Source organism: Sphaerisporangium flaviroseum (assembly GCF_039537005.1).
In the GTDB taxonomy this organism is placed as follows: domain Bacteria; phylum Actinomycetota; class Actinomycetes; order Streptosporangiales; family Streptosporangiaceae; genus Sphaerisporangium; species Sphaerisporangium flaviroseum.
This window is the reverse complement of sequence record NZ_BAAAZR010000002.1, coordinates 1,041,517-1,067,032: the sequence shown is the minus strand read 5'-3', so window position 1 is coordinate 1,067,032 and position 25,516 is coordinate 1,041,517. Positions and strand designations below refer to the sequence as shown.

The 25,516-nt window shown below is 69.1% G+C and carries 29 protein-coding genes; 21 read left to right on the top strand and 8 right to left on the bottom strand.

Annotated elements, in window-relative coordinates; genetic code table 11:
* Positions 1 to 19: 19 nt before the first annotated feature.
* The 6 genes from ABD810_RS10905 to ABD810_RS10880 form a co-directional block, all read right to left on the bottom strand.
* Entirely contained in the window at positions 20 to 3,505 is a 3,486-nt protein-coding gene (locus ABD810_RS10905; RefSeq protein WP_344937503.1) for a ThuA domain-containing protein, read from the bottom strand.
* 70 nt (positions 3,506 to 3,575) lie between these two features.
* Positions 3,576 to 4,409, bottom strand: a complete 834-nt coding sequence (locus ABD810_RS10900; protein ID WP_344937502.1) for a sugar phosphate isomerase/epimerase family protein — start codon at positions 4,407 to 4,409, stop codon at positions 3,576 to 3,578.
* Positions 4,406 to 5,623 (bottom strand): ABC transporter substrate-binding protein, encoded by a 1,218-nt coding sequence (locus ABD810_RS10895; RefSeq protein ID WP_344937501.1) that lies wholly within the window; start codon positions 5,621 to 5,623, stop codon positions 4,406 to 4,408. The genes ABD810_RS10900 and ABD810_RS10895 overlap by 4 nt, the downstream gene beginning before the upstream one ends.
* A 13-nt stretch (positions 5,624 to 5,636) precedes the next feature.
* Positions 5,637 to 6,569 (bottom strand): ABC transporter permease, encoded by a 933-nt coding sequence (locus ABD810_RS10890; protein WP_344937499.1) that lies wholly within the window; start codon positions 6,567 to 6,569, stop codon positions 5,637 to 5,639.
* The gene (locus ABD810_RS10885) at positions 6,566 to 7,567 is read right to left on the bottom strand and encodes an ABC transporter permease (protein WP_344937497.1); all 1,002 of its coding nucleotides are present in this window, start codon (positions 7,565 to 7,567) and stop codon (positions 6,566 to 6,568) included. Before ABD810_RS10885 ends, ABD810_RS10890 begins: the two co-directional genes overlap by 4 nt.
* Positions 7,564 to 8,988, bottom strand: coding sequence for a sugar ABC transporter ATP-binding protein (locus ABD810_RS10880; protein ID WP_344937588.1), 1,425 nt, complete (start codon positions 8,986 to 8,988; stop codon positions 7,564 to 7,566). The genes ABD810_RS10885 and ABD810_RS10880 overlap by 4 nt, the downstream gene beginning before the upstream one ends.
* A 1,108-nt stretch (positions 8,989 to 10,096) precedes the next feature.
* On the opposite strand from ABD810_RS10880, the gene ABD810_RS10875 reads away from it, so the two are divergent.
* Positions 10,097 to 12,262 (top strand): hypothetical protein, encoded by a 2,166-nt coding sequence (locus ABD810_RS10875; protein WP_344937495.1) that lies wholly within the window; start codon positions 10,097 to 10,099, stop codon positions 12,260 to 12,262.
* Between the two features lie 280 nt (positions 12,263 to 12,542).
* On the opposite strand, the gene ABD810_RS10870 is transcribed toward ABD810_RS10875, so the two are convergent.
* Positions 12,543 to 13,262, bottom strand: a complete 720-nt coding sequence (locus ABD810_RS10870; RefSeq protein ID WP_344937493.1) for a GntR family transcriptional regulator — start codon at positions 13,260 to 13,262, stop codon at positions 12,543 to 12,545.
* Between the two features lie 18 nt (positions 13,263 to 13,280).
* Positions 13,281 to 13,817: a GntR family transcriptional regulator gene (locus tag ABD810_RS10865; RefSeq protein ID WP_344937586.1), complete on the bottom strand. Its 537-nt coding sequence runs from the start codon at positions 13,815 to 13,817 to the stop codon at positions 13,281 to 13,283.
* 282 nt (positions 13,818 to 14,099) lie between these two features.
* On the opposite strand from ABD810_RS10865, the gene ABD810_RS10860 reads away from it, so the two are divergent.
* The 20 genes from ABD810_RS10860 to ABD810_RS10765 all read left to right on the top strand — a co-directional run bounded on the left by ABD810_RS10860 (position 14,100) and on the right by ABD810_RS10765 (position 25,513).
* Entirely contained in the window at positions 14,100 to 14,255 is a 156-nt protein-coding gene (locus ABD810_RS10860) for a hypothetical protein (protein WP_344937491.1), read from the top strand.
* Positions 14,255 to 14,965 carry a hypothetical protein gene (locus tag ABD810_RS10855; RefSeq protein ID WP_344937489.1) on the top strand — a complete coding sequence of 237 codons (711 nt, stop codon included), beginning with the start codon at positions 14,255 to 14,257 and terminating at the stop codon, positions 14,963 to 14,965. Before ABD810_RS10860 ends, ABD810_RS10855 begins: the two co-directional genes overlap by 1 nt.
* Before the next feature lie 115 nt (positions 14,966 to 15,080).
* Positions 15,081 to 15,221, top strand: a complete 141-nt coding sequence (locus ABD810_RS10850) for a hypothetical protein (protein WP_344937487.1) — start codon at positions 15,081 to 15,083, stop codon at positions 15,219 to 15,221.
* Positions 15,218 to 15,343, top strand: coding sequence for a hypothetical protein (locus ABD810_RS10845; protein WP_344937485.1), 126 nt, complete (start codon positions 15,218 to 15,220; stop codon positions 15,341 to 15,343). Before ABD810_RS10850 ends, ABD810_RS10845 begins: the two co-directional genes overlap by 4 nt.
* Positions 15,344 to 15,378: 35 nt before the next feature.
* The gene (locus ABD810_RS10840; RefSeq protein ID WP_344937483.1) at positions 15,379 to 15,609 is read left to right on the top strand and encodes a hypothetical protein; all 231 of its coding nucleotides are present in this window, start codon (positions 15,379 to 15,381) and stop codon (positions 15,607 to 15,609) included.
* A 292-nt stretch (positions 15,610 to 15,901) separates the two neighbouring features.
* On the top strand, positions 15,902 to 16,039 hold the full coding sequence (locus ABD810_RS10835) for a hypothetical protein (RefSeq protein WP_344937480.1): 138 nt from the start codon (positions 15,902 to 15,904) through the stop codon (positions 16,037 to 16,039).
* Positions 16,040 to 16,123: 84 nt separating this feature from the next.
* On the top strand, positions 16,124 to 16,348 hold the full coding sequence (locus tag ABD810_RS10830; RefSeq protein ID WP_344937477.1) for a helix-turn-helix domain-containing protein: 225 nt from the start codon (positions 16,124 to 16,126) through the stop codon (positions 16,346 to 16,348).
* A complete protein-coding gene (locus ABD810_RS10825) occupies positions 16,345 to 16,647 on the top strand; it encodes a hypothetical protein (protein WP_344937475.1) in 303 nt (100 codons plus the stop codon). The genes ABD810_RS10830 and ABD810_RS10825 overlap by 4 nt, the downstream gene beginning before the upstream one ends.
* Positions 16,647 to 16,874, top strand: coding sequence for a hypothetical protein (locus tag ABD810_RS10820; RefSeq protein ID WP_344937472.1), 228 nt, complete (start codon positions 16,647 to 16,649; stop codon positions 16,872 to 16,874). Before ABD810_RS10825 ends, ABD810_RS10820 begins: the two co-directional genes overlap by 1 nt.
* Entirely contained in the window at positions 16,871 to 18,214 is a 1,344-nt protein-coding gene (locus ABD810_RS10815) for a DUF2637 domain-containing protein (RefSeq protein ID WP_344937470.1), read from the top strand. Before ABD810_RS10820 ends, ABD810_RS10815 begins: the two co-directional genes overlap by 4 nt.
* Entirely contained in the window at positions 18,211 to 18,519 is a 309-nt protein-coding gene (locus tag ABD810_RS10810; protein ID WP_344937468.1) for a hypothetical protein, read from the top strand. Before ABD810_RS10815 ends, ABD810_RS10810 begins: the two co-directional genes overlap by 4 nt.
* Entirely contained in the window at positions 18,516 to 18,821 is a 306-nt protein-coding gene (locus ABD810_RS10805) for a hypothetical protein (protein ID WP_344937467.1), read from the top strand. Before ABD810_RS10810 ends, ABD810_RS10805 begins: the two co-directional genes overlap by 4 nt.
* A complete protein-coding gene (locus ABD810_RS10800) occupies positions 18,821 to 19,138 on the top strand; it encodes a hypothetical protein (RefSeq protein ID WP_344937465.1) in 318 nt (105 codons plus the stop codon). The genes ABD810_RS10805 and ABD810_RS10800 overlap by 1 nt, the downstream gene beginning before the upstream one ends.
* Before the next feature lie 24 nt (positions 19,139 to 19,162).
* A complete protein-coding gene (locus ABD810_RS10795; protein WP_344937463.1) occupies positions 19,163 to 19,543 on the top strand; it encodes a hypothetical protein in 381 nt (126 codons plus the stop codon).
* Positions 19,543 to 21,843 (top strand): DNA translocase FtsK, encoded by a 2,301-nt coding sequence (locus tag ABD810_RS10790; protein ID WP_344937462.1) that lies wholly within the window; start codon positions 19,543 to 19,545, stop codon positions 21,841 to 21,843. Before ABD810_RS10795 ends, ABD810_RS10790 begins: the two co-directional genes overlap by 1 nt.
* Before the next feature lie 256 nt (positions 21,844 to 22,099).
* Positions 22,100 to 22,399 (top strand): hypothetical protein, encoded by a 300-nt coding sequence (locus tag ABD810_RS10785; RefSeq protein ID WP_344937461.1) that lies wholly within the window; start codon positions 22,100 to 22,102, stop codon positions 22,397 to 22,399.
* Entirely contained in the window at positions 22,396 to 22,569 is a 174-nt protein-coding gene (locus tag ABD810_RS10780; RefSeq protein WP_344937459.1) for a hypothetical protein, read from the top strand. The genes ABD810_RS10785 and ABD810_RS10780 overlap by 4 nt, the downstream gene beginning before the upstream one ends.
* Entirely contained in the window at positions 22,556 to 23,458 is a 903-nt protein-coding gene (locus ABD810_RS10775; RefSeq protein ID WP_344937457.1) for a bifunctional DNA primase/polymerase, read from the top strand. Before ABD810_RS10780 ends, ABD810_RS10775 begins: the two co-directional genes overlap by 14 nt.
* On the top strand, positions 23,455 to 25,029 hold the full coding sequence (locus ABD810_RS10770) for a hypothetical protein (protein ID WP_344937455.1): 1,575 nt from the start codon (positions 23,455 to 23,457) through the stop codon (positions 25,027 to 25,029). Before ABD810_RS10775 ends, ABD810_RS10770 begins: the two co-directional genes overlap by 4 nt.
* 331 nt (positions 25,030 to 25,360) lie before the next feature.
* On the top strand, positions 25,361 to 25,513 hold the full coding sequence (locus ABD810_RS10765; RefSeq protein WP_344937452.1) for a hypothetical protein: 153 nt from the start codon (positions 25,361 to 25,363) through the stop codon (positions 25,511 to 25,513).
* Positions 25,514 to 25,516: the final 3 nt, after the last annotated feature.

Sequence of the window (25,516 nt, the reverse complement as noted above, 5' to 3'; positions counted from 1 at the left end):
TCGGGGCCTCACATCGCGGTCAGACGCGGGTCCACTTCTGGTTGTTCTGGCCGTTGCACGTCCAGATCTGCGCCTTGGTGCCGTTGGCGGTGCCGCTGACGTTCAGGCACTTGTTCGCCCCGATGGCGGTGATGGTGCCGTCGGAGTTGAGGCGCCATTTCTGGTTGTTCTGGCCGTTGCAGTCCCAGATGTTCACCGCGGTGCCGTCCGCGGTGCCGGCGCCGTTGACGTCCAGGCACTTGTTGCCGTAGACCCGCAGCTCACCGGAGGCGGTGGGGGTCCACTGCTGGTTGGCCTGCCCGTTGCAGTCCCAGATCTGCGCCAGGGCGCCGTTGGACTGTGAGGCGCCGTTGACGTCCAGGCACCGGTTCGACGCCACACCCCGCAGCGCGCTCGCGCTCCCCGGGGCGGTCGGAGTGGGCGTGGGCGACGGGTTGGACGACCCGCCGGCGACGGTGAACGAGTCGAAGTCGAACGCGTTCGCCGTCGGCGCCTTGAACACGACGTAGACGTTGCGGGTGCCACCGGGGTCGGTGACCCGCACCGCGGGCAGGTTCACGTAGGTGTCCCATCCTCCGGTCGCCGGCACGGAACTGGAGGCGATGAGCGTCCCGGTCGGCGAGTCGGCGCGCAGCTCGATGGACGCCCCGGTGCTGGACGGCGCGGAGACGCGGAAGGACACCGTCTCGATCCCGGACAGGTTGATCGGTGTGAAGGAGATCCAGTCGTTGTTGGAGATGTCGCCGACGCGCCTGCCGCCCTCGGCTCCGGCCTGGTCGACGATCCGGATCCCGGACGAGCCGGTGAAGTGCTCCGCCTGCTTGTGCCTGGGCTGGAGCGTGATGCCGGCGGTGCCCTTCAGGCCGCCCCTGTCGGTGTAGTCGGCGATCAGGGCGTAGTAGACGTTGGCGGCCTCGTCGTGGCCGGAGGCGGTGGTCGTGACCGTCCCGGTGCAACCGGTGTACTGACCGGTGTCGTGGGCGTGCTGGTCATGGCCCAGCGCGGTGATCACGTTGACTCTGGCGCAGTCGATGGTGCCGTCCTCGGGATCGGTGACAGTGACGGTGTAGGGCATCGTGTCGCCGAAGTCGAAGAACCCGCCGTCGGGCGGAGCCGAGAAGACGATCCGGGGCCGGGTGTTGCCGACGACGACGGACAACGTGATGGTGCCCGTCTTCCCGGTCGAGTCCCGTACGGTCAGCCTGACGGTGTAGGTGCCGTTGGCGGAGTAGGTGTGGGACGGGTTGGCGCTGGTGGAGGTCCCGCCGTCGCCGAAGTCCCAGCTGTAGGTGATCGGGTCGCCGTCGGGGTCGGACGAGCCGGCCGAGGAGAACGCCACCGTGAGCGGCGCGTTGCCCGAGTCGGGGTTGGCGCTCGCCTTGGCCGTGGGAGCGCGGCTTCCCACCACGTAGTCGATGCGGTAGATGCTGTCGTCGGTGTTCGCGTGGCCGAAGCCGTTGCCCCAGTCGGCCATGTACAGTGCGCCGTCCGGGCCGAACTTCATGTCGATCGGCGCGTGCGGAGCGATCTGCGCCACGAAGGGGTTGATCTTCAGCAGGTTGCCGGAGGAGTCCAGGCGGAGCTCCTTGACGAAGTTGCGGCTCCATTCGTAGAGGAACGGCGTGCCGTTGTAGTACTCGGGGAACTTGCGGTCGGAGGTGCTGGCCGCGTCGTAGCGGTAGAACGGCCCGCCCATCGGGCCCGCGCCGCCGCAGCAGTTGATCTCGGGGAACTCGGCCGAGGCGTGGTAGTTGTACCACACCGTCGCGGGCTGGGCCGCGGGCAGGGTCGTCAGGCCGGTGTTGTTGGGCGAGTTGTTGACCGCCGCCGAGCAGTTGAACTTCGCCCCCGAGGTGTTGGTGGCGAAGTTGAAGTCGTTGAACGGGATGTTGTTGCCGACGCAGTAGGGCCAGCCGTAGAAGCCCGGCTGCTTGATGAGGTTCCACTCGACCGTGCCCTCGGGGCCGCGGTTGGCGTTGGCGCTGCCCGCGTCGGGACCGTAGTCCCCCACCGAGATCCAGCCGGTGACCTTGTCGACCGAGAAGCGGAACGGGTTGCGGAAGCCCATCGCGTAGATCTCCGGCCGCGTCCTCGCGGTGCCCGGCGCGAACATGTTGCCGGACGGGGTCGTGTAGGTGCCGTCGGCCTCGGGGTGGATGCGCAGGATCTTGCCACGCAGGTCGTTGGTGTTGGCAGAGGACCGCTGGGCGTCGAAGTGCTCCCGGCCTTGCCGCTCGTCGATCGGGGCGTAGCCGCTGGACCCGTTGGGATTGGTGTCGTCACCCGGGCCGATGTACAGGTTGCCGCCCGGGCCGAACGCGAGGTAGCCACCGGTGTGGCCCGGCTCGTCGACGTTGCGGTACGCCGGAACCTCGATGACCCTCTTCTCACTCGCCAGGTCGAGGCTGGTGCCGTTGAAGGTGAACCGCGACACACGGTTCACCTCACCGCCACCGGACGGCGAGTAGTTGACGTAGATCCAGCCGTTGGTGGCGAAGTTCGGATCCAGTGCCAGCCCGATCCCGCCGTCCTCACCGCCGTCGTACACCGACAGGGTGCCGATGACGCGCGTGGCCCCGCCGCCCGCGGGGATCAGGTTCACCTTGCCCGATCGCGAGATGTAGAAGACCCGGCCGTCGGCGGCCACGTCCAGCTCCATCGGCTGGTCCGGCGCGCCGTCGAGGGTCACCTTCTGGTAGCGGGCCGCGATCGTGCCGCCGCAGTCACCGTTCGCCGCGCCGGCCGCCCATGTCACGCCACCCAGCAGGTGCTGCTTGAACAGCGTCTCAGAGTAGGAGGACGCCTGGTGGCCCATCGCGGTCGCCCACACCCGGCCGCCCTCCGGGTTGTGACACCAGGAGATCGGGTGGTCGGCGCCCATCCTGCTGGACCCCGCGTCATAGGTGGTCTCGTCGGCGGTCACCAGCACGTGCACCGAGCCGCGCATGTTCTTGTCGAAGTTGTACCACTCCTCGGTGCGCACCCATCGATCAGGCAGGCCCTTGGTGGAGGGGTGGACCTTGTCGGCCACCTTGGCGGTGCCCTGCACGGTGGCCGAGTGCGCGGTCATGTGCGCGCCGGCCAGCGCGACCTGGTCCCACCAGGGGAACTGTGCCTCGATGTTCATGTCGGTGGCGTTGTGGATCGCGACGACGCCGTGCCCGGCGCGCACGTAGGCCTGGAACGCCTGACGCTGGGCGTCGTTGTCCCACACCATGCCGCTGGTCTGGAACATGATGATCGCGTCGTAGGTGTTCAGGGTCGCCGACGTGAAGACGGAGGAGTCCTCGCTGCGGTCGAGCTGGAAGTTGTTGTCGGTCGCCATCTGCTGGAACATCGTGATACCGGCGGAGATGGAGTCGTGCCGGTAGGCGCCGCTCGCGGTCTTGCTGAACAACAGCACCTTGAACTGCGGGGCGGCCGCGTTCGCCACCGGCGGCGTCAACGACAGCAGCAGCCCTGACAGGGCCGCGACGAGGGCGAGAAGCAGGCGTGGTCTTCGCATGGATGGTCTCCTCGGGATGGTGGGAGTTGGGGGTGCGAAGGGGATGAGCCGTCGTGGCTCGGGCGGTCGGTCACGTCGTGAGGGTGCGGAGGAAGGCCAGGCCCTCGGTCGCGAGGGCGTCCTGGCTGGGGGCGAGGGGACGCCAGACGGATGCGGCGGTGGCGATGGCCTGGTTGCCGGCGGTGAAGGACTCGATCACGAGCGGGCCGCGGTAGCCCACGTCGCGGACGGCCGCGGCGAAGCCCGGCCAGTCGAAGTGGTCGCCGCCGGGGGCGCCGCGGTCGGTCCCGCACACCTGGAGGTGCGCGATCCGGGCGCCCGCCAGCCGGACGGCCCGCGGGGGATCCCTCTCCTCGATGTTCATGTGGTAGGTGTCGAGGGCGAGCCCACATTCCTCCGGGAGTGCTTCGAGCGCCTGCTCGACGGTGTTGATGACGCTGGTCTCGTACCGGTTGAGCGGTTCGACACCGATCCGGACCCCGCGTTCCGCCGCGTAGGCGACGACCGGTTTCAGGTTCTCCCTCAGCTCGGCGTAGAGCGCCCGCCGCTCGTCCGGGCTCATACGCCAGGCCCGGCCGACCGAGGCGTAGGCGGGACCGCTGACCGCCGGCGCACCGACGGTCACCGCCACATCCACGCAGTGCCGCAGATAGTCCTGGGTCTCCTGGACGCCCTGCGGCGAGGTGCCGACGAGCTCGCGTCCCGGTGGCATCGTGAGCACCACCGAGGCGCCGAGACCGAGACCGTCCAGGAGGGCCGCGGCCCGCTCCGGATCCCAGTCACCGGGGTGCTCGACCGGCAGTTCGGCGACGTCGAAGCCCCACTCCGCGATCCGCGGCGCGAGTGCGGCCAGGAGGTCATCGGTGAGCGGCGAGACCCAGACCCACGTGTTGACGCCGATCACGACGCGCCGCCCCACTTCTCGGGGTAGCCGGGCAGGTCCTCACAGCCGCACAGGGCGTAGTGCAGCGGCGGCATGCCGGGCTTGAGGTAGGTGGGGAGGTTCTCCTGAGTGATCGTCGGTTGCGGAAGGTTCCAGACCTTCGGCACCTGCTCACCCTTGAGGATCTTGAGCGCCGCGATGACGGGGGTACGCCACTGGTACGTCGGATAGGTCGGGGCGATCGCGGTGAGCTTCGCCTCGCTCCACTTCGCCAGGAAGTCCTGCTGGTCCTCGCCGTTGATCGGCGGTACGGGCCGGCCCGCGTCCTCGAACGCCTCGACGGCCGCGACGGCGGTGGCGCCCGCGTCCATCCAGACTCCGTCGATCTTGCCGTGGCGCTGGATGTAGTCGCTGACGATGCTCTTGGTCTTCGCGGCGTCGCCGTCGGTGAACTCCACGCCGACGACCTCGAGGTCGCTCTTGTCGAACGCGACCTTCGCCGCCGACCAGCGGGTCTCCAGCACGTCCACCCCGGGCAGGATGCGCAGCGCCAGGATCTTCCCGCCGGGCGGCACCTTGTCGATGAGGAACTCGGCCGCCTCGGCGCCGAAGGCGTACCCGCCGATCGGCTTGATGAAGGTGACCGGGCAGTCGGTCTGGACGCCCCGGTCGAACACGATGACCGGCACCTTCGGGCAGGCCCCGGACACCGCGGGAGTCAGCGTCGCCGTGGTGTTGGGCGAGATGATCAGCACGTCGCAGCCCTTGCTCCGCAGCTCCTCGATGTCGGAGATCTGCTTGTCGTCCTTGCCTTCGGCGTCCAGGGCGGTGAAGCGCGTGATCTCCTTGTGCAGGGCGACCTCCGCCTGCATGGTCTTCCAGCCGACCTGCCGCCAGGGGTTGTTGACCGCGGCGTTGGAGAAGCACAGGTGGTACGGCCCCGCCTTCTTGTACTCGGCGGTGTCGACGAGCCGCGGATCGATGCTCTGCTCCCACGGCTTGTCCGGCGAGCCGGTCGGCTCGGCCCGGCGCATCGCCATCTGGGCGTCGTGGTCGGCCTGCACGAAGAACTTCGACTGCGCTCCGGTGCCCTTGTCCGCCGGCCCGGCGGACCCGGCCGGCGCGGCGGAGGCGGAGGCGGAGGGCGAAGGTCTGTCGCTGGTGCACGCCGTCGCCGGCAACGTCAGCACGGCCAGCGCGGCGGCGGCGAGGAACCGCCGCGAATATGAAGGCATGGTCTTCCTTCCATCACGAGGTGGCCGCGGCTCTCCTGCGCGGGAGGCTCATGGCTCCCAGCGCCACCGCGGCGATGATGATCACGCCCTGTACGGCAGGCTCCAGCGCCCCCGAGACGCCGTACAGGTTGAGCAGGGTGAACAGCGCCTCCAGGGTGAAGGCGCCCGCCATCGCGGCGACCACGGAGCCGCGGCCGCCCCCGAGGGCCACGCCGCCGAGCACGACAGCGGTGATGGCCTGGAACTCCAGACCCTGGCCGACCTGTGCCGACACCCCGGCGAAGCCACCGAGCAGGATCGCGGCGACCGCCGCCGACAGCCCGGAGATCATGAACGCCACCGTCCGCACCCGGGCGACGCGGACACCGGACAGAGCCGCGGCCCGGTCGTTGTCGCCCGCCGCGACCAACGTGTGGCCGAAACCGGCGCGCATCACGTAGACGGCGGCCGCCGCCACCACGACGAGGATCAGCACCGACCAGGGCACCGGGCCCAGACTCCCCCGGCCCAGCTCCCGGAACTGCGGGGACAGGGCGCCCCGGGGCGCGCCGCCCGTCCACAGGAAGATCGCTCCCGACAGGATCAGCAGCATCCCGAGCGTCGTGATGAACGACGGAACGCGGAGCAGGGTGGAGACGACCCCGTTGACCAGCCCGATGAGCAGCCCGAAAACGATCAACAGGGCCAGCACGGGCCAGGTCGCCTCCGCGGACCCGTCGATGAGCCGGGCGGCGATCACCACCTCGGCGGTGACGAGGGAGCCGACCGACAGGTCGAACTCGCCGGACACGATGACGAAGTACTGCCCGGCCGCGAGGATCACCAGCGGAGCGGCCCGTTTGACGAAGGCGAGGAAGGCGGGCGGCTCCAGGAAGTACGGGTTGACGACCGCGATCGCGACCAGCAGTCCACCCAGCACCACGAAGATCGGCAGCGCACGTCTCATGCGGCCCGCCTCCTGCGCGCGTAGATCGCCAGGGCGGCCACCAGGACCACGCCCCGCACGACGTCCTTGGCGAAGGAGTTGACCTCCATCTGGTTGAAGATGCTGTCGAGGACGGCCAGGATCAGGACTCCGCCGACGGTCCCGGCGACCCCGCCGCGGCCGCCGGCCAGGGCGGTCCCGCCGAGCACCACCGCGGCGATCGACTCCAGGTCGTATCCGCCGTCGGTCCCGACCGTCGGCGCACCGGCTCCGAGCCGGGAGGCGAGCAGCAGTCCGGCGATCCCGGCGCAGACCGAGCAGAGCACGTGGGCGGCGACCACGACCCGCTCGGTACGGACGCCGGACAGCCGCGCGACCTCGGTGTCCCCGCCCACCGCGTAGATCCGGTATCCCAGTCGCGTCCGGCTGAGCAGGATCCACGCGGACGCCGCCACCGCGGCCAGCAGCAGCGCCGACACCGGCACCGGCCCGATGCGGTCGTACCCCAGATGCTGGAAGGACTCGGGCACGCTGCCCGCCGGCCCGTCGTACCGCTCGTCGAGCGCCCCTCTGATGATCAGCGCGACGCCGAGCGTGGCGATGAAGGCGTGCACCCGGAGCCTGGTGACGATCAGGCCGTTCACCAGTCCGGTCAACGCGCTCACCGCCAGCACCGCCGCGACCGCGACCGGCACGCGCGCGCCGGCGCCCGCCATGAGCTCGGCCGCGACCAGCGAGGTCAGGCTGATCAGGTAGGCCACCGAGAGGTCCAGGCTTCCGGCCAGGATCACCAAGGTCTGACCTACCGCGACGATGCCCAGTGCCGCCGATCGCTGCTGGATGCCGACGATGTTCTCCTGGCTGAGGAACTGCCCGCCGTCCAGAGCGAACAGCAGCCAGCCCAGCACGATGAGCAGGGCCAGCGCCACGTAGACGGCACGCGCGGGCCGGTCGGCCGACAGCCGCCGGAGAAACGAGCCCTGGGCCGGGACGCGCCGGAGCTTCAACTGCTCGGTCATGACGCGGCCGCCAGGCGCATCACGGACTCCTCGGTGGAGCCGGCCGGCAGCTCTCCGGCGATCCGGCCGTCCCGCAGCACCACGATGCGATCGCTCATGCCGATGAGTTCGGGAAGCTCGGAGGAGATCATCAAGATGGCCATGCCGTCGCGGGCGAGTTCGCGCATCAGCTCGTGGACGGCGGCCTTGGCGCCGACGTCGACGCCACGGGTGGGTTCGTCGAACAGCAGGACGCGCGGCGCGACCATCATCCATTTGGCCAGCACGACCTTCTGCTGGTTGCCCCCCGACAACAGCCGGACCTCCTGGGTGGGCCGGGGCGGGTTGAGCCGCACGCGTTCGAGCAGCTTCTCGATCCCGGGCCGGTGCTTCCCGGTGGCCCGGGCCACGAGCAGGGCGTTGTCGCGCACCCGCTGGTTCAGCAGAAGCCCTTCGGCCTTGCGGTCCTCGGTGACCAGGCCGATCCCCGCGGCGATGCCCTCGCGGGCCGAGCGGGGACGGCGGGGCGTCATCTCACCGCTGGTGAAGGGCTCCGCGCCGAACAGCGCCTTGGCCAGCTCGGTGCGGCCCGAGCCCTGCAGTCCGGCCACCCCGACGATCTCTCCCGCGCGCAGGTCGAGGTCGATGCCGTGCAGTCTGGCGTTTCCGCCGCCGCGCACGCTCAGCAGCACCTCTCCGGGCGGTTCCGCCGCCCGGGGAGGGTAGTAGGAGTCCAACTCCCGGCCGACCATCAGCCGGACCAGGGCCGCGGTGTCCAGGGTCGAGGCCTCCGCGGTGGTGACCCGGGCGCCGTCCTTGAGCACGGTGATGCGATCGGCGAGCTCGAAGACCTCGCGAAGGCGGTGCGAGATGTACAGGACCGCGATGCCGCGCCCGGTGAGCCGCCGCACCAGCGTGTAGAGCAGCTCCACCTCGTGGCCGGCCAGGGCGGCGGTCGGCTCGTCCATCACCACGATCCGGGCGTTCAGCGACACCGCCTTGGCGATCTCGACGACCTGCTGCTGCGCGACCGAGAGCCGCCGGACGAGATCCCGCGGCCCGAACGACTCCTCCCCGAGCGAGCTCAGCAGCTCACCGGTCGCCCATTCCATCGCCTTCCGGTCGACCAGCCCCCGCCGGACGGGTTCCCGGCCGAGGAAGACGTTCTCGGCCACCGTCCGCTGCGGCAGCAGGGTGAGCTCCTGGTAGATGATCGTCACCCCGGCCCGCTGCGCCTCGACCGGGTGCCTGAACGTCACGCTCCGGCCGTCGATCTCGATCGTCCCCTCGTCCGGGGTGTGCACCCCGGCGAGGATCTTCATGAGCGTCGACTTGCCCGCGCCGTTCTCCCCCACCACCGCGTGGACCTCGCCGGCGGACGCCTCCAGATCGACCGCGTTGAGAACCCGGACGCCCAGAAAGCTCTTGCCGATGCCGGCCATCTTCAGCACGTGGCCTGCCCCTCTGGCCACGTGGCCGGGACGAGCCCTGTGATTCGAATCGATTCGAACCGACCACCGGACCGCTCACTGTGACTATCAAGCATGCTTATCCATCAGATCGGAGGCGGATGTTTGCTTATCCATCGAGCGAAGGTCTCGCCGCGCCGACCACGGGTCCCCAGCTCCACGTGACCCTGATCATGTCCTAGGCGTCTCACCCCTTCAAGCCCCGGCGAAGATTGGGTAGGCTTTTCCAGAGACAGTGGCGAAATGAGTATGAAACTTTCACGGTGCGGTCCCGCACGTCCCCCGAGGGCCGCCCTCGGCTCAGCCCGATACCGTCCAGAACTCGAAACGATTCGACGGATCTCAACGGAGTGTGTGCGTGACCGGGCCGGTGGGACACCGCCGGCTCATCGGCTTGAACGATCACCGCCGGAGCAGGCGCGGGCCAGGCTGACGCACATCGTCACCTGTTACTCGGGATGCCGCGCCGGGTATCCGGTCACATGGGCGGCGTCCGGCACGGGTCTCGCCTGATCACTCAGAAGATCAAAAAGGCCACTTCCCCAGAAGGGAAGCGGCCTATGACCTGTGTGGGCGATACTGGGATCGAACCAGTGACCTCTTCGGTGTGAAGCAATGATCACGATTGTTGGATCACGTTCAACATCGCTGTCACTAGGCGCGATGCATCCGTCGACGTTCGCAGATGTGCGGGCTCGCGCCCTGGTGTTGTCACTCAGTTAGACACGCACGCCAGCTTCCGGAGGGAGCCAACTCCTAGATGGTTGCGGAGACGACAGCAAGGTCATTGCTGCTGGTAGCATCACCAGGCTGACCAGCGACCTCTCGCGTGTAAGCCAGCTCCTGCCAGCAGACACCTCCCTTCATGAGATCAACCCGCCCAGCACATCACTCTCGCTCTCTTTTGGCGCGGCGCTGTCGAGGGTGACCCTACGATCAGAACATGACACAGGGCGTGGCGGAGGCACGAGGGCGCGTAATGATCCGCCCATGGCGCGTCGGTGTTCTTGCGGATACTTCCTCTGCTGAGGCGGTCCGCGCGGCTATCGGCAATCTCAGCTCAGTGTGGGGTGGCCGTTATATGCCGATTTTCGACATAGGCGCGCCAATAGCTGAATTAGAAATACTTGGTGGGCAGTACGACGTTGATTCCCTCCATGCGGATGTGCTTGACGGACCCCTCGGTGATCTCCTAAGAAAGCCCGGATGGAGGTGGACCGGCGGCGGCCCTTGGGGACCGTTTGGCGAGGAGGACGGCTACAGAAAAGGCCTGCTCCCGGTCCGCTCGTTCATTGATTCATCGGCTGATTTCGTCCAACCCACGTGGGCCTCGGATGACCCTGCCGACCTGACGCTTGCGGCAACCTGGGGCCTCCCAGACTGCCTCGGCCTACCACTGTCTCCGACACTTGATGACACGGGACCGCGACTTGCGCCATATACCCAGTGTTTTTCGCGTCCCGAAGTGAGCACATCAATCATTGGCGCACTTGAGGCTACTTCGCTCCATGTACAACCGAAGCCACGCGCTTACCTCGACAATTTCATCGGCGTCTATATCATCCGCCCCCAACATCCAGCGGACGTTGTCGAGTTCTGGAACATGCGCACGTACGGTACGAAGATTATAGGCGTGCCCGCCGATGGGACCGCAGAGCTCCTGAGTGTCCTTTTGTCATCGACTCTCCCCAGCATCGAGATGCAAACGGGTAGCGGCAAAGAATCTGTTCCACGAGTTATACCCGTCTGGGGACTTGAGGACGCGTCTGACGAAACCTCGATAGCAATCCGATCAGCAGCTGAACGGGACAGTGCAAAAGTGCGACCCGCGGCGCGTGGAAGCTGGCCACGCTTCCTCTTCCAAGGACTTAGAACGCCGTTCAATCGTTCTATTCGCGCCGACTTCAGACCGGAGGCTCGCTGGATCGATGTCGCCCTCCCCACTCTCCCTCTCAGAGGCGCACCTCGCGCCTACTCCCATGGCGCGATCGCAGCAGACATTGAATTGCACAGCGTAACGGGGCAAGACCCTCGATTGACGGCCTCCATACCGCCCTATCGCCGCCACTCCTCGCTGCTTCAACATGCCTCTGGAAGGGATGGAATCGAGCACGCGCGCGTGGCGCACTCAGGAATTGTGCTTGGAATCGACGCTGATAATGACCATGTGGGCGTTCCCTTTGTCTACAACCATGACGTTATGCATCTTCTCTTTGACGACGACGCTGTGACGACGTCGCAGTCAGACGTGGGCAAGTTTCAATCCCGCGCGGCCGAGAAGTTCGGCGGACCATTCAGCGGCGTCTTCAACCAGCCCGGGTTGCGTGCAGTGGTTCAGCTTGCGGCGGGGAAAAACACTGGCGTGCCGCTCCCATACCTTCGCCGGACGATGGAGGACAACAAAGGCGGGTGGCCAGATCCGCTGTTTGAACACACCTTGGAGCCAAAGGACTATGCGATAAGAGCGGTAAACTACTTGTTCCACAGTGGACTATTCGTTCCAACCCTGAACGTTCATTGCAGCCATTGCCGAGTAGAACGCCACGTGTCAGCCGATGACTTGGCCACGACAATGACATGTGAGTTCTGCGGGCAACCCTTCAACCTCGCCCTCTCTCACTCACTTACTCAACCCGAGTGGCGCTACAGGTTGGCAGCACACCTGCGCGCCGATCAGGTCCAAGCCCTACTTCCGGCGCTAGCGACTACTTCTTTGTTGAGGCAGTTGAGGCACGTCGAGGAGCCTTCACTGCCTCATATGTTCGGACTTGAAGTATCGCTTGGTAAGCGCAAGATCGAGGTCGACGTTGCGGCCTACCTTCCTGATCGCGACTGGACCGCCGTGCTCGGCGAAGTCAAGACCGCGAATCGGATTGATGCAAACGACATCTCCAATCTGGAGTTTCTACAACAGAAGCTTTCCGAGAAAGATGTACGCTGTCTTCTCCTCTTCGCGACACTCAAAAATGAGCTATCCCCTGAGGAACTTCTCGACCTACGCGGACTTGTCGAGAGATCAAAGCCCATTCGAGTCGATAACGGCAATCTTATCCCCAATATGCCGCTAATCTTGACCGGGCCCGATCTCTCGCATCCACCTGGGAGCAAGAGCCACCCATGGCGATGGGATACCAAGGGATACTCAGGCGTCTTCGGAACAGCGATCACCTCCTGCGAACGAAACCTCGGGCTGCGAGATTATGATTTTAAGGATGACTGCACGGGGATTCTATGTCAGTGGACTTGATACAGGTCGCAATCCGTTTCCACGAACCTTATCGCTCAATACCGGTCACGAGATAGCCGCAAGTTCCTTTGAATGAGGCGGACCGTTGCATGGCATCCGGACTGCGCTGTGCGATCCCACTGGTCCTGTCCCTTGCGGTCCCTGAAAAGCCAGCCCCATACCCTCGCCGCCCGATGACGGCATGTCAAACCATGCTGTGCAAGGCCGCTTAGGGGGCACTCACCGCCCACGCTGCTCGGTCGGCCCCAGGACCGTTCTGTACGGCGCACTCCGGGAGGAGTCAGGAGCCTTCACCCGGGATTTGCTGCTGGTATCTCAACTCGTAGAGATGGCCACCCTTGATGAGGATAGATGCCTCAATCGGGCGCGCGTTGTCGGAGTAGACGACGCGGAACTGTCGGATCACGGGGATGCCCTCGGGGAGTTCCAGGAGTTCGGCTTCTTCTGTGGTGGGTGGCCGCACGGAGACGCTGTCGGTGAATTCGCGCTCGGGGTGGCCGAGTTCGGCGAGTACGGCCGGCGCACCCCCTTGGATGCGTCCCCGGCGGTTGAGTGCGGTCCCGGCGACCAGGCTGAGCGGGTAATAGGACCAGGACACCTCGACGGGTTCTTCGTCGCGCAGCATCAAGCGGTGGCGCAGTACGGCCCGCGGCTCGCCCAGCTCGGCCGCGACGGACTTGGGTGCGTCGACTTCTGCGACGTCGAGAAGCCGATAGGTGACACCGCGCTCGGCCGGGTCGAAGTAGGCGGCGGTGCGGACGATGAACGGGTGCCGGTCGCGGACGAACACGCCCTTGCCGGCCTGGCCGTAGGCGAATCCCTCGGCTTGGAGAAGCTTGGTCGCGTTGTGCGCGGTGGCCGCCGCGGTGCCGTACGTCTCTGCCAGTTCGGCGGTGGAGGGAAGCTTCTGGCCCGGCTCGAGTTCCCCCGACATGATCTTTGCCCGAAGGTCAGCGGCAATCTTCAGTTGCGGGGGCCGCTCGTCCGGCTTTCGCGCCACGGGACGGTTCCTCTCTGATCACAGGGTTGTCTCGTACCGCAGGTAGCGGCCTTGAGGGTTCATCTTCATCACGCTGACCTCGACCGGCTGGCCATTGTCCGCCGTGAGTGTGCGGATCAGCACGAGGACCCAGTCATGCTCGTTGAGCCCGAGGGCCTGCCGCTCGTCCTCCGAGGCCGGCCGTGTGTAGACGTCCTCCTCGGCGTGCCGCGGCTCGTAGCCGAGTTTGGCCAGGAGCGCGACGGCGCCGCCGGCGACCTTACGCGGCTCGGCGAGCCCGGTATCCCGGGCGACCGCCGTCGGGTAGTAGGAGTCCGCGAGTTCGACGGGCTGGCCGTCCAGGAGCACGATCCGGCGGCGGACGACCACCGGCTCGCCAGGGGTGAGCTGGAGCCGCTCCGCGACCTCTGGCGGTGCCGGCTGCTCCCCCACCTCTCCAAGCCGATGCGTGCCTGTGTGTCCATGCTGGGCCGCCTCGCTCGCCCATGCGTCCCCTTGCCCCGCGGTGTGCGGCCGGGTGTACGGCGTGGAGACGCTCGCCCACTTCCGCTCCATCACGCTGACCTCCCTACGGCCGCTGGATCCTCCACTTCGTCACCTTACTCGTGAGGCAGTAAGGCTCTCGGCATCGGACCTTCTACGCAATTCTATCCTTCACCTTGCTAGCCTTCATGGAAGGCAGTAAGGTGCGGAGCGTACGCCGATGGACGTCGGCGCACACAAGAAAGGCCCCGGCAGGTTGCCGCCTGCCAGGGCCTGATCAAACCCCTGTCCCTGGACTCCGGACGCCTATCCGACAAGACGTCGCCCGGAGTCTTCAAACAAGGAGATCCCAGGATGGCACGACAGACGACGGTTCACCACATCCCCGCGCACGCTGGTTGGCCCAACGGCGAACTGCCCTCGGGCTGGCCGGGCACCGACCCGGACCGCAACGTGCGCGAGGAGTACGACAAGCAGCAGGACGCCGGCCAGCAGGACGGTGAGCGTTGATGTCCCGCGCTGAGTACGTCGCGGGTCTGCGCCAGCTGGCGCGGCTGCTGGAGGACAACCCCGCCCTCACCCTGCCCTTCCCCGGGACCGGGATGGACATGAGCATCTACATCGCCGCGCCGGATGTGGTCGGGCAGGCGTTGCGCTACATGAAGGCGATGGACGCCCCCTCGGCCCCGCAGCTCGACTCGAACCCCGCGGGCACCTGGGTGAAGGTCCGGGGCCGCATCGCCGGCATGTCCGTCCGCCTCGACATGCGTGCGGACAAGGTCTGCGAGAAGCGCGTCACCGGCGTCTACCGCATGCCAGACGGCGGTAGGCAAGAGGTCTTCGAGTGGACGATCCCGGAGGCGTTGCTGGCCGCCGCCAACCCGCAGGCCGGAGCGACGACGCCAGAGGCGCCCGGCGAGCAGTCCTCGACCGAGCCCACCGGCGACGGCGACGGGCGGTGCGACTGCGGCCCAGACCAGGACTGCCAGGTCTGCGAGCCATGCGACGTCTGCCGGGACGGCGCCCGGGAGTGCGGCTGCGACGGCGAGTGGGACGACTGCCGTTGCGGCGGCTCCGGCTACGCCGTCCCCGATCACTGCTGCGGCTGCGGCGGCTCCCCCTACTGCGTGAAGTGCCACACGTGCGGCGCGGTGTGCTTCGGCGCCTGCATCTGCCCCGTCGCCGTGCAGCTCGAGAGCGGCGGCACCGTCACCCTGTGACCGCCGGTGAGCCAACGGCGGTAGTCGCCGGCCGAGCCCGGCCGGCGTCGTTTGACCCCGGGCCGCATCCGACCAAGAACCCGGCCCGGGGCCTCCCAAACAAGGAGGTTCCACCATGGCACAGCCGATGACCCGCGGCCAGCAGTGGCCCGCCGGAGCGAGCACCTCGGCGCCGGCGCGCCCACTGCACAGCTGCAGCTGCGGGGCGGTCAGTTCCTCCCCGATCTACCACGACCACTCCGGCGGCAGGCGGTGACCCGGCGGGAGGTGCTGGGTTACGCCCAGGATCTGGTCGCGCTGTCGCAGGTCCAGCAGTCCAAGCCCAAGCCGGCGTCGCCGGGCCCGGTGCGCGTTCCGGCCCGGCCGCCGCGCCGATAGCCGACATTCCTTCGACGAGAGGAAAGGCGCAGATCATGAAGACCATCCGCCTGGCCGCTGTCGCCCGGGCGCTGGGCTTGTCGGTGCCGTTCGGGGTGCTGATCGCCGCGGCGTTGAGCTGCCTGACGCTGGCCACGCTCGCCGGTATCGACGCCCTGTACGGCCTGGCGTGTGCGTGCGCGCTGCTGGCCGGCGTGGTGTGGGACCGCCAGATCGTCTGCACCAGCTGTCACCAGTCCCTCCAGGACCCGGACGAGTGGGACTGACATTGCGGGTCTCGCCCGGCCGGATGGCCGGGCGGGTGCCCGGAGCGCCAGCTCCACCACCACAACGACGAAGGGACCACTCGTGAAGATCCTGCCGATCACCCTCACCTGGACCTGCCCCCGCTGCAGCCAGACCGGCAACGTGCTCACCCACCGCTGCCGCCCGAGCGCGACGACCAAGAACCGCTGACCAGGCAGATCCCCGCGTCATCTCACCACCAACAGGCCGGCCCCGACCTCACCGACCAATAGCAGCGCCGGGGCGTCCCCACCGCAGGAGGAACCACAGCTCATGAGCACCGACCGGACCGATCACGAGCAGGAGATGGAGCGGCTGGCCGTTCGCATCGTCCAGATGAACCGCCGCGACACCACGATCACCGGCAGCGACCCGCGCGACGGCACCAGCGAGCACGACCGCGCCAAGTAGCCGCATCCATGTGAAGGCGGCCCCGGCCTCACCGACCAAAGCAGCGCCGGGGCCGCTCCCCCACCAAATGGAGGTACCACCATCATGGCAACCACCGCCGCCGGCACCCACGCCCCCGGCGAGATTCAGCTGTACCGCATCCCGGACGCGATGAAGGTTCTCGGTCTGGGCCGGAGCGTCATCTACGAGCTCATCCGCTCCAACCGGCTGCGCGCCGTCCGTCAGGGCCGCGCGCGGCTCATTCCCGCCGCCGCCATCCGCGAGTACGTCGCGCTGCTGGAGGCCGAGGCTCAGGAGGCGGCCAAGTGACCGGCCCGGCGATCCCCACCGGCCCGCTGGACGGCGAGCCTCACATCGTCCTGCCCGGCATGGACTCGATCGCCTCGGCCCGGGCGATCTGGCGGGACGCCCTGCGCGGCCTGCCGCTGGGCGCCTATGACCAGCGCATCGTCCAGTGGGCCGAGCACGGGCCGACTGACCAGGCGACCCTTATCGTCCTGGCCAGCCTGCTGGATCGGGCCCGCCAGGCGGGCCCGGACCACGGCAGCGCTCTCGACGAGCACGACCAGGAGCAGGGCGGCCGGGACGCTGAGGCGGTGAGCCACTGATGGAGATGCTGTTGATCCTCACGGTGTCGGCGCCGGCCGCCGAGGGCGGGATGCGGCAGTTCACGCTGAGCCGCCTGGTGGTGGCCAAGGCAGGGACGACGCGCGCTGAGATGTACAACTGGGCGCGCGCTCAGTGCCCCGAGGGCCTGCGCGAGGCCAACACTCTGTTCTTCTCCGTCGAGCCGAACGCCATCCCGGTGCCGGTTGAGGCGGTGACGGGCCGATGAGCACCTACTGGGACCCGAAGGCCGCGCGGATGGTCGCCGGTGCCGAGGCTCAGGCGCGCCGGGTGGAGGCCGGGGCCCGGCGTGAGGAGATGCGGCTGCAGGCTGAGCGTGCCCGGCTGGAGCTGGACATCCAGCGCGGTGAACAGGCCCGGCTGGACCGGGAGGCCGAAGATCGGCGTAAGGCTGAGCGGGCTCAGGCCCGGCGCCGGCGACGAGCCGCGCGTGGCAAGGCGCTGGTGGCCAGCGTGGCCGCGGCCGGCCGGGGGGTGCGCCGGTGGGCGCCGTCGCTGGGCGGGTGGCTGGTGGCGGCGGTCGCGATGGGCGCGCCGATCGTGATCGCCTGGCGCGGCCAGCTGGAGTTCGCCGAGAAGGTCATGCACCTGGAGGGGTTGTCGCCTGCGTTACCGATCGCGCTGGAGGGCGCGACCTGGTTCGTGGTCGGCCTGACCAACCTCGCCATCAGCCGCGGCCTGCCGATCGGCCAGTACCGGTTGTGGACCTGGGCGCTGGCCGGGGTGGCGGCCGGGATGAACTTCTGGCACGCCGCCGCGAGCGGCAGACCCGATGGTGTGCAGACCGGCGTCGTGCTCGCGCTGGCGAGCCTGCTTGGCGTGGGCCTGTGGGAGTTGATGGCCCGGCTGCGACAGCACACGGTCTCCGGCCGTAGCGCCGAGCAGATCCGCCGGGCGTTGTGGCGGTGGGTGCGCTACCCCAGGTTGTCGTGGTCGGCCGCCTCGATCCGCATCGCCCGCGACTGCGGCATCGAGGCCGCCTGGCAGGCGGCGTGGATCGACCGGTACGCCATGGGGCCGCACTCCTCGCGGCGGCAGCGCGCGCTGGGCCGGGCGATCGTACGCCGCCAGGCCAAGGCCGAACGCCGCGCCGCGCGTAAGGGCGAGCTGGGCATGGTCGGCGGTCTGGTGCTCGGCCGGCCGATCCCCGTCGTGCCGACCATGGACCCGCACGCCGCGCCGGTCCCCGGCGCCTCGATCGACACGGCCGTGAGGGTCGATGCCCGTCCGGTCGATCGGTCTTCGATCGGTGCTCCCTCGATCCAGGGTCGATCGACTCGGCGTAGGGCGGTCGAGGCACAGGCCGTCGATCGCCCGGCGCCCGCCTCGACCGACCGGCGGCGCCCTCGCTCGATCGAGGCCCCGGCGGGCCAGGGCACGTCGGCTCCGCGCCGATCGATTGACGAGCATCGGCGGCGGCTGCGGGAGCTGATCGAGGCCGGGCAGCTCGATGCGCTGGCCAAGGCCGAGCACATCCGCAAGACGCTGCGATGCGCGCCCAGCGTCGCCGCCAAGCTCCGCGACGAGCTGCGGGAGGTGGCGGCATGAGCGCGAAGACGACTCCGCCCGTCCCCGTGGCGCCGGTGCGGCACCGTCCGCAGATCGAGCGTGGCGCTGACGCGTGCGGCAAGACCTACCGGCTGGCCTGCACGTGCGGGACTCGCGGGGAGGAGCACTGCGCGCGTCACCTGGCCGAGTGGGACCTCAATGAGCACGTCGCGGGTCTGCCGAAGGTCGCGACCGGCCAGCAGTGCCGCGACCCCAAGCGGCACGACCGGCGGCCGTGGGAGCCGTGCGGGCTGTGTGAGCGCCAGGAGCTGCTGTTCGACCTCGCGGCGGAGGTGGCCTCATGAAGGGCCGCTCCCCTCGACCTGCCTGGGCGGTGAGGGTCCTCATGGTCGCCTGCTTCGCCCGGCCCTGCCAGTGGGCGAGACCGCCGGAGTGGTTGTGTGCCGCCTTGCGGGGGCTGCTGGCCGTGCTGGCGCTCCTGGTCACCGCGGCCGATGCGTGGCTGACCGCGACCTTGGGCCTGCCGCCCGCGGCCCCGATGTTGCGCCGCCTGGCCGAGGTCGTCGCCGACGCCTGGCGAGCAGGCGCGGCCCGTGCGATCGACGCCGAGATCATCGACGACCCCGAACGGAAGGTGTGGCACTGATGGCCCGCCGTGACATCACTGAACTGTCCACCATCGAGTTCACCGGTTCGCTGGGGGCCGCCTTCCTGGCCTACGGCAAGCAGTTGACCGAGCTGGCCGAGCGCTGGGGCCTGGAACTGGAGATCGCCGCGGTGGACGCCGAGGCCGCGATGGGGTCCATGAAGGGCCACCTGCTGCTGTTCGGCCTGGACTCCAAGGTCCGGGCCCGCCGAGTGGCCAAGCGGCTCAAGCGCGCCCAGGAGCTGACCGCCGCGATGGCCGAGCAGGGCCAGCTGCTGCACCGCACCTACCGCAAGCACTTCGCCCCCAAGCAGTGACCAACCCGAAAGGAGGAGAGCCCGATGGGGACCGGACAGGCCCGGCTGGATGAGATCGCCGGCATCGAGTTCCACGGCAAGGTGCCGGTGAAGATCACCGCCTACACCATCGCCACCCAGCAGTTCGCCCACGACCTGGCCCGCGAGCTGGACGCCGCCGAGGCCGCGGCCGAGCAGGCCATGAACCAGCTCAAGGGCCACCCGCTGCTGATGGGCGTGGACGTCCGCGCCCGCGCCTGGCGGGTGGCCCGCCACCTGCGCGACGCCCGTGAGCTGGCGCTGGGCATCTCGGCGGAGGCGGTGAAGTTCAACCTGCAGTTCCGCCAGGAGTTCCTGGAAGCCCTGCAGGCCATGGAACAGCGCTCCGCCAAGGGCAAGGACTACAAGGGGAAGGTCGATCTGTGATGGCCCGCAAGAGCGCTCCGTCGCTGCAGCTGGTGCAGGAAGCGACCATGGACCGCCTGGCCGCCTCGGCGGTCTCCAAGGTCGGCGTGCTGGTCCCGCCGTGGGCCGTGCTCGGCGCCGAGGCCGCCGCCGGCGCGATCTCCCACGCGGTGTGGGGGCAGGCGCCCGCGGTGACCTGGGCCGCGGTCGGCTGCACCCTCGGTTCCACCGTGCTCACCGGGCTGACGTGGGCCATCACTCACCAGCGGCGGCTGATCGGCCGGCTGCACGCCACCGCCACCACCGCCGCCGCCTCGGTGTGGTTCACCACCGCCACCATCACCGGCCTGGGCGCCCCGGTGGTGTCGGGTGCGTTGTTCTTCGGCGGCGCCACCCTGGCGCTGTCGTGGAACATCCGCACCGTCATCCGCAACACCACCGGCGACGGCGACGAGCACGGCGGCGATGCGCTGGGGTCGCTGTTCAATCGCGCCAAGGAGCAGGCCGGCCTCAAGGGCGCACGCGTGCGCGCGGTCGAGGTGACCGCGCACAAGGTCAAGGGGCAGATGCAGTTGCCGCCGGGGGAGAAGACCGCCGAGGATGTCGTCAAGGCCACCGACCGTATCGAGTCGGGCATGCGGCTGCCGCCGGGCAGCGTGGTGGTGGCCCGGGACGACGACCGCGCGGATCGGGCGCACATCACCGTCTCCGACCCGCGGGCGATCCGCCGGCCGATCCCCTGGCCCGGCCCCTCCCACCCCGGCGCCTCGATCGACAAGCCGTTGCGGATCGGCCTGTACCAGGACGGCGATGACGTCGCCTACCGGTTCGTCGGGCATCACCTGCAGATCATGGGCATGACCGGCTCCGGCAAGAGCATCGGCGGCGCGTGGAACATCATCGGGGAGATCATCACCCGGTGCGACGCTGCGGTGTTCTCCATCGACATCTCCAAGGACGACCAGACCATGGGGCCGCTGCGGGAGGGGCTGCACCGATTCGAGACCAGCAAGGCCGGCGCGGTGGAGCTGATCCGCGCCATGCACGCCGCCATCCCCGAGCGCACCAAGTGGCTGGCCGAGCACGGCTACTCCAACTGGGAGCCCGGGTGCGGGCTGACCTACTGGTACCTGCACATCGAAGAGATCGCCAAGCTCATGAGCGAACTCGGCAGCCAGGACGAGGACCTGCTGGGAGAGATCCTCAAAGAGATCCGCTCGGCGGGCGGCAGCGTGATCCTCTCGCTCCAGCGCGCCGACTACACCCAGATCCCGACCATCTTCCGCTCCCAGATGGCCAAGATGTGCTTCGGCCTGTCCGACCCCGACGACGTCAAGTACGGCGTGTCCTCCCGGCAGCGCAAGGCCGACGTCGAACCGCACGAGTGGGAAGACCGCCACCCCGGCATGGCCTACCTCGACGGCTCCAGCGTCCGCACCACCCACTACGCCATGCCGCTGCGCACCTTCACCTGGGGCCAGAACAGCCGCGAAGCCCGCGCCGCGATGGCCACCCACGCCGCCGCCTACCCGGCCGCCGGCAAGCAGGTCGACCCGTTCACCGCCGCCCTGACCCGTCCCGCCGTCCCTGCCGCATCAGATGGAGCCCGATCCATGGCCATCCCCATGCCACCCGTGCCCGCCGCGCCAGGCATCCCGCGTGACCCAGACGATGAGTTCGCGGCCGACTTCGCCGAACTGCTCGCCGACGCCGCACACCTGGTCATCGCGACCCAGCACGCCTCACCGGCCATGCTGCAGCGCAAACTGCGCATCGCCTGGGAGGACTCCCTGCGCCTGCTGGAGGCCCTGGAGCGCAAGGACATCGTCGGCCCGCCCGCCCCCGACAGCGACAACCGGCCGGTCCTGCTGGCCGCCGGCGACACCCTGGCCGCCGATGTGGTGGCCGCGCTGCGCGCCACCGGCGACGTCGTCACCCAAACCCTGGCCCGCACCGACGACCCCGACCCGTCCATCACCGCCGGCCACGCCGACCCGGTCCGCGAGCCGAGCGCCCAGGAGGCCGACGCGCTGCAGGCCGACGCCCCGGCGGACACGATGAACCCGGCCCAGGCACGCGCCCTGGTCTACGCCTGGCTGCGCCACCGACACCAGAACGGAAAGCCTTCCTTCACCGCCACCGACGAGGACCTGACCGCGGTGCGCCGCAAGACCGGCAACAGCCGCCCCTGGATCTACAAGGTCCTCACCGACCTGACCGACCGCGGCGTACTGACCGTCGCCAAGACCGGCAGCAGCCGCACCTGGACCATCACCGACCTGTCGCCCCTCGACCACGAGGACTACGGCCGCGCCGCCTGACACCGGGCCACCGGGCGGCCCGTGACGACGGGCCGCCCCCGCGCCTCGTGCGGCTGCGCGTGGAACGCCCGCGCGCCGCACCGATGATCTTGTCACGCGCGGTGTCACAGCCCTTGTCACGGGGCCGCTGTCACGACGTCACACCGCCGCTGACCTGTAACACCCATCCCCGGCCCCTTTCCGTGACACCCGCGCTGTCACACCACCCCTCCGCCCGCTCGGCCATCTCGCCATGCCTCGATCCAGGAGACCACCCATGCCCGCCCCGTCCATCCCCACCGCGCTCGCGACCCTCGCCCTCTGCCTCACCGTCCTGGCGCTGCTCGCGCTCGCCCTGGCCGTCGTCTACCGATACAGCCTGGCCCGCCACCCCTACACGGACTGCCGCCGCTGCAAGGGCACCGGCCAGCGCCGCAGCCGCCTGTTCGCCCACTCCTTCGGCTACTGCCCCGACTGCACCGGCACCGGCCGCCGTCCCCGCCCCGGAGCCCGCCTGCTCAAGGTCCGCCACCCCTCCCAGGAGGCCGCCCCGGCGGATCAGCAGGTGGAGCTGTGATCGGCCGCACCTACCTCGAACGCGGCAACCCTGTCGTGGTCCTCATCCGCTGGGGACCCGGCGGCGGCCCCCGCAACGTCCTGATCGAACGCGCTGACGGCACCAAGGTCGTCCGTCCTTTCCGCGGCTTGCGCCGTCCGAAGGAGAGCACCACCGATGCTGAGGACTGACATCGTCCGCTACGCCCTGGCCGCCGCCGCCCGAGGCTGGCATGTCTTCCCGCTCGCGCCGCGCGACAAGGTGCCGCTGGCGGGATGGAGCTGGACCCGGCAAGCCACCACCGACCCGCAGGTGATCCGCCAGTGGTGGGCCCGCCGGGCCTACAACGTCGGCATCGCCTGCGGCTCGTCAGGGTTGGTGGTGATCGACCTGGACGTGCCAAAGCCGGGCGAGCGTCCGCCGGGCGAGTGGGACCGGCCCGGCATCAGCGGCGGGGCGGACGTGCTGGCGCTGGTGTGCGAGCGCGCCGGCCACAGCCTGCCGACGTTGGAGACCTTCCAGGTGCGCACCCGCCTGGGCGGGGTCCACCTGTACTACACCGCCCCTGATGGGGTGCGGCTGGGCAACACGCGCGGCGAGGACGGCAACGGGCTGGGCTGGAAGGTCGACACCCGGGCCGTCGGCGGTTATGTCGTCGGGCCTGGCAGCGTCGTGGATCTGCCTGACGGGGCCGGAAGCTACGACGTGATCCACTCCGCGCCGCCAGCGCCGCTGCCCGGCTGGCTGGCCGAGCGGCTGCGCCCGGCGCCGCTGCCGCCGCAACGGCCGGTGGCAGTGCCGGTGGCCACCGACCGGCGCGGCTCCTACCTGCGCGCCGCCGTGCTCGCCGAGCTCGCCCGCGTCACCGGCTCACCCCCGGACGGGCACAACAACGCGCTGTATCTGGCCTCGGTCGCGCTCGGCCAGCTGGTCGCCGGCGGCGCCCTGAACCAGGCCGACGTGTTCGCCTGGCTGACCGAGGCCGCCGCGAAGGTGGGCCAGCGCCCCGGCGAAGCATTCCGCACCATCGCCTCCGGTATGCGCGCCGGCACCAAGCGGCCCCGGCGGGTGGCCGCGTGAGCGACGCCATCCCCGTGCAAGTCGGGTCCGGCCCCGAGACCATCCGCGTCCTCAAAGCCGCCCTGGCCCGCCAGCTACTGCCCGACACCTACGTGTCTGGTGGCGCCCTGGTCCACATGGAAACCGTCTCCGGGCAAACCAGCCCGGCCGCCGACGAAGACGCGCCCCTGCCCGTCACCGCAAGCCCCATCACCCCGGCCACCCTGGCCGGGCTGCTGGCCGAACACGCCTACGTCTACCGGCTGCGCTCCCGCAAGACCGGCAAAGGCGCCACCGAGACCTACGAGGAGGAGATCACCCCGCCCCGGGAGATCCTCGCCTCGGTCCTGGCCGCCAAGACCTGGCCCAAAGTCCCACCCCTGCGCGGCGTGATCGGCGCGCCGGTGCTGCGCCGAGACGGCACCCTGCTGCAACAGCCCGGCTACGACCCCACCACCGGGCTGTACCTGGCCGCCAAGGTCGCCCTGCCGCCCGTCCCCGACCAGCCCACACCGCGCCAGGTGCACGCCGCGCGAGAGTTCCTGCTGGGCCGGTTCCTGCGAGACTTCCCCTGGGCCAGCCCAGCGGACCGGGCCAACTATCTGGCGCTGCTGGCCACGCCGATCCTGCGGCACTTCACCCGCTCGCTGACCCCGTTCGCGCTGATCGACGCCACCATGCCTGCCTCCGGCAAGAGCATCCTGACCGGCGGCCCCGGCATGCTCTACGGCCAGCGCGTCATGCCCTGGGCCTACACCGAAGAAGAACTCCGCAAGAGCATCACCGCCGTCCTGGCCGAACAGGTCGGCGTGGTGGTCTGGGACAACCTCGCCGAAGGCACCGTCATCGACTCCCCCACCCTGGCGCTGCTGGTCACCGCCGGCGTCTGGTCAGACCGCCAGCTCGGCGCCTCCCGCAACATCGCCACCGTCAACGACCGGCTCTGGATGGCCACCGGCAACAACCTCCAGGTCGGCGGAGACATGGCCTCCCGCACCGTCCGCGTCCACCTCGACCCCAACATGCCCCGCCCCGAACAACGCGACCAATCCCGCTTCGGCATCCCCCACCTGGACCAATGGATCACCATCCCGGCCAACCAGCACACCGTGCTGTGGCACCTGCTGGTCCTAGTCCTGGACTGGACCCACAACGGCGCGCCCCGGGCCGCCAGCCTGTCCATGCGCCAGTTCACCCCCTGGGCCCAGCACCTGGGCGGATTCCTGGCCCATCACGGCATAGACGGCTTTCTGGCCAACGCCGCCGACGTCCGCGGCATCGATGAGGACGAGACCCGCTGGCGCGCCTTCCTGGCCTGCTGGCACACCCTGCACAGCGACCAACGCATGACCGCGGCCGAGCTGCGCCGTTCCGGAGAGCCCGTCTGGATCGGACAGGGGGCCGCCGGGGAGGAACACGATCGGTGGGAAGGCCAGTTCATCACCACCCACACCGGCCGCCTGCCCAACGCCCTCGCCCTCGGCCGCCTGCTCACCGGGCAAGTCGGCCGATGGCGCGGCGACTACGTGATCCGCTCGGCCAAGAACGACCGAGGCGACCGCAACGTCTTCTGGGTCGAACACCATGGCTGACCGCACCGAGCAGGCCGGAAGAACGCTGAAACATCTCCGCATCTCCGCAACGCCGCAGACAACTCCGCCACCTGGACAAACACCTGCGGAGATCAACCCCAAGATCAACACCACATCTCCGCAACTCCGCACCCGTTGCGGAGATGAAACCCCGTTTGCGGAGATGACCAGCCACCCCCACAGCCCATCTCCGCAACCATCCGCCCAGGTCACAGCCCATCGTGCGGAGATGCGGAGATGCGGAGATGTTTCAGCCCCTCCCACACCAGAGCCGCCGCACCTCGACGGGCCGCCAGCCCACACCACCCCAACTCACCAACCGGAAGGACCCATGAAGATCCGCATCATCGGCCTGCCCGACGAAGTCACCCAGGCCGCCGACATCCTCGCCCAGATGTTCGACCTCATCGAGATCTCCGAGCCCTACTCCTGCCGCGGCACCACGCGAAACGTACGCCTCTACGCCGAGGCGCGACTTCCCTGACGA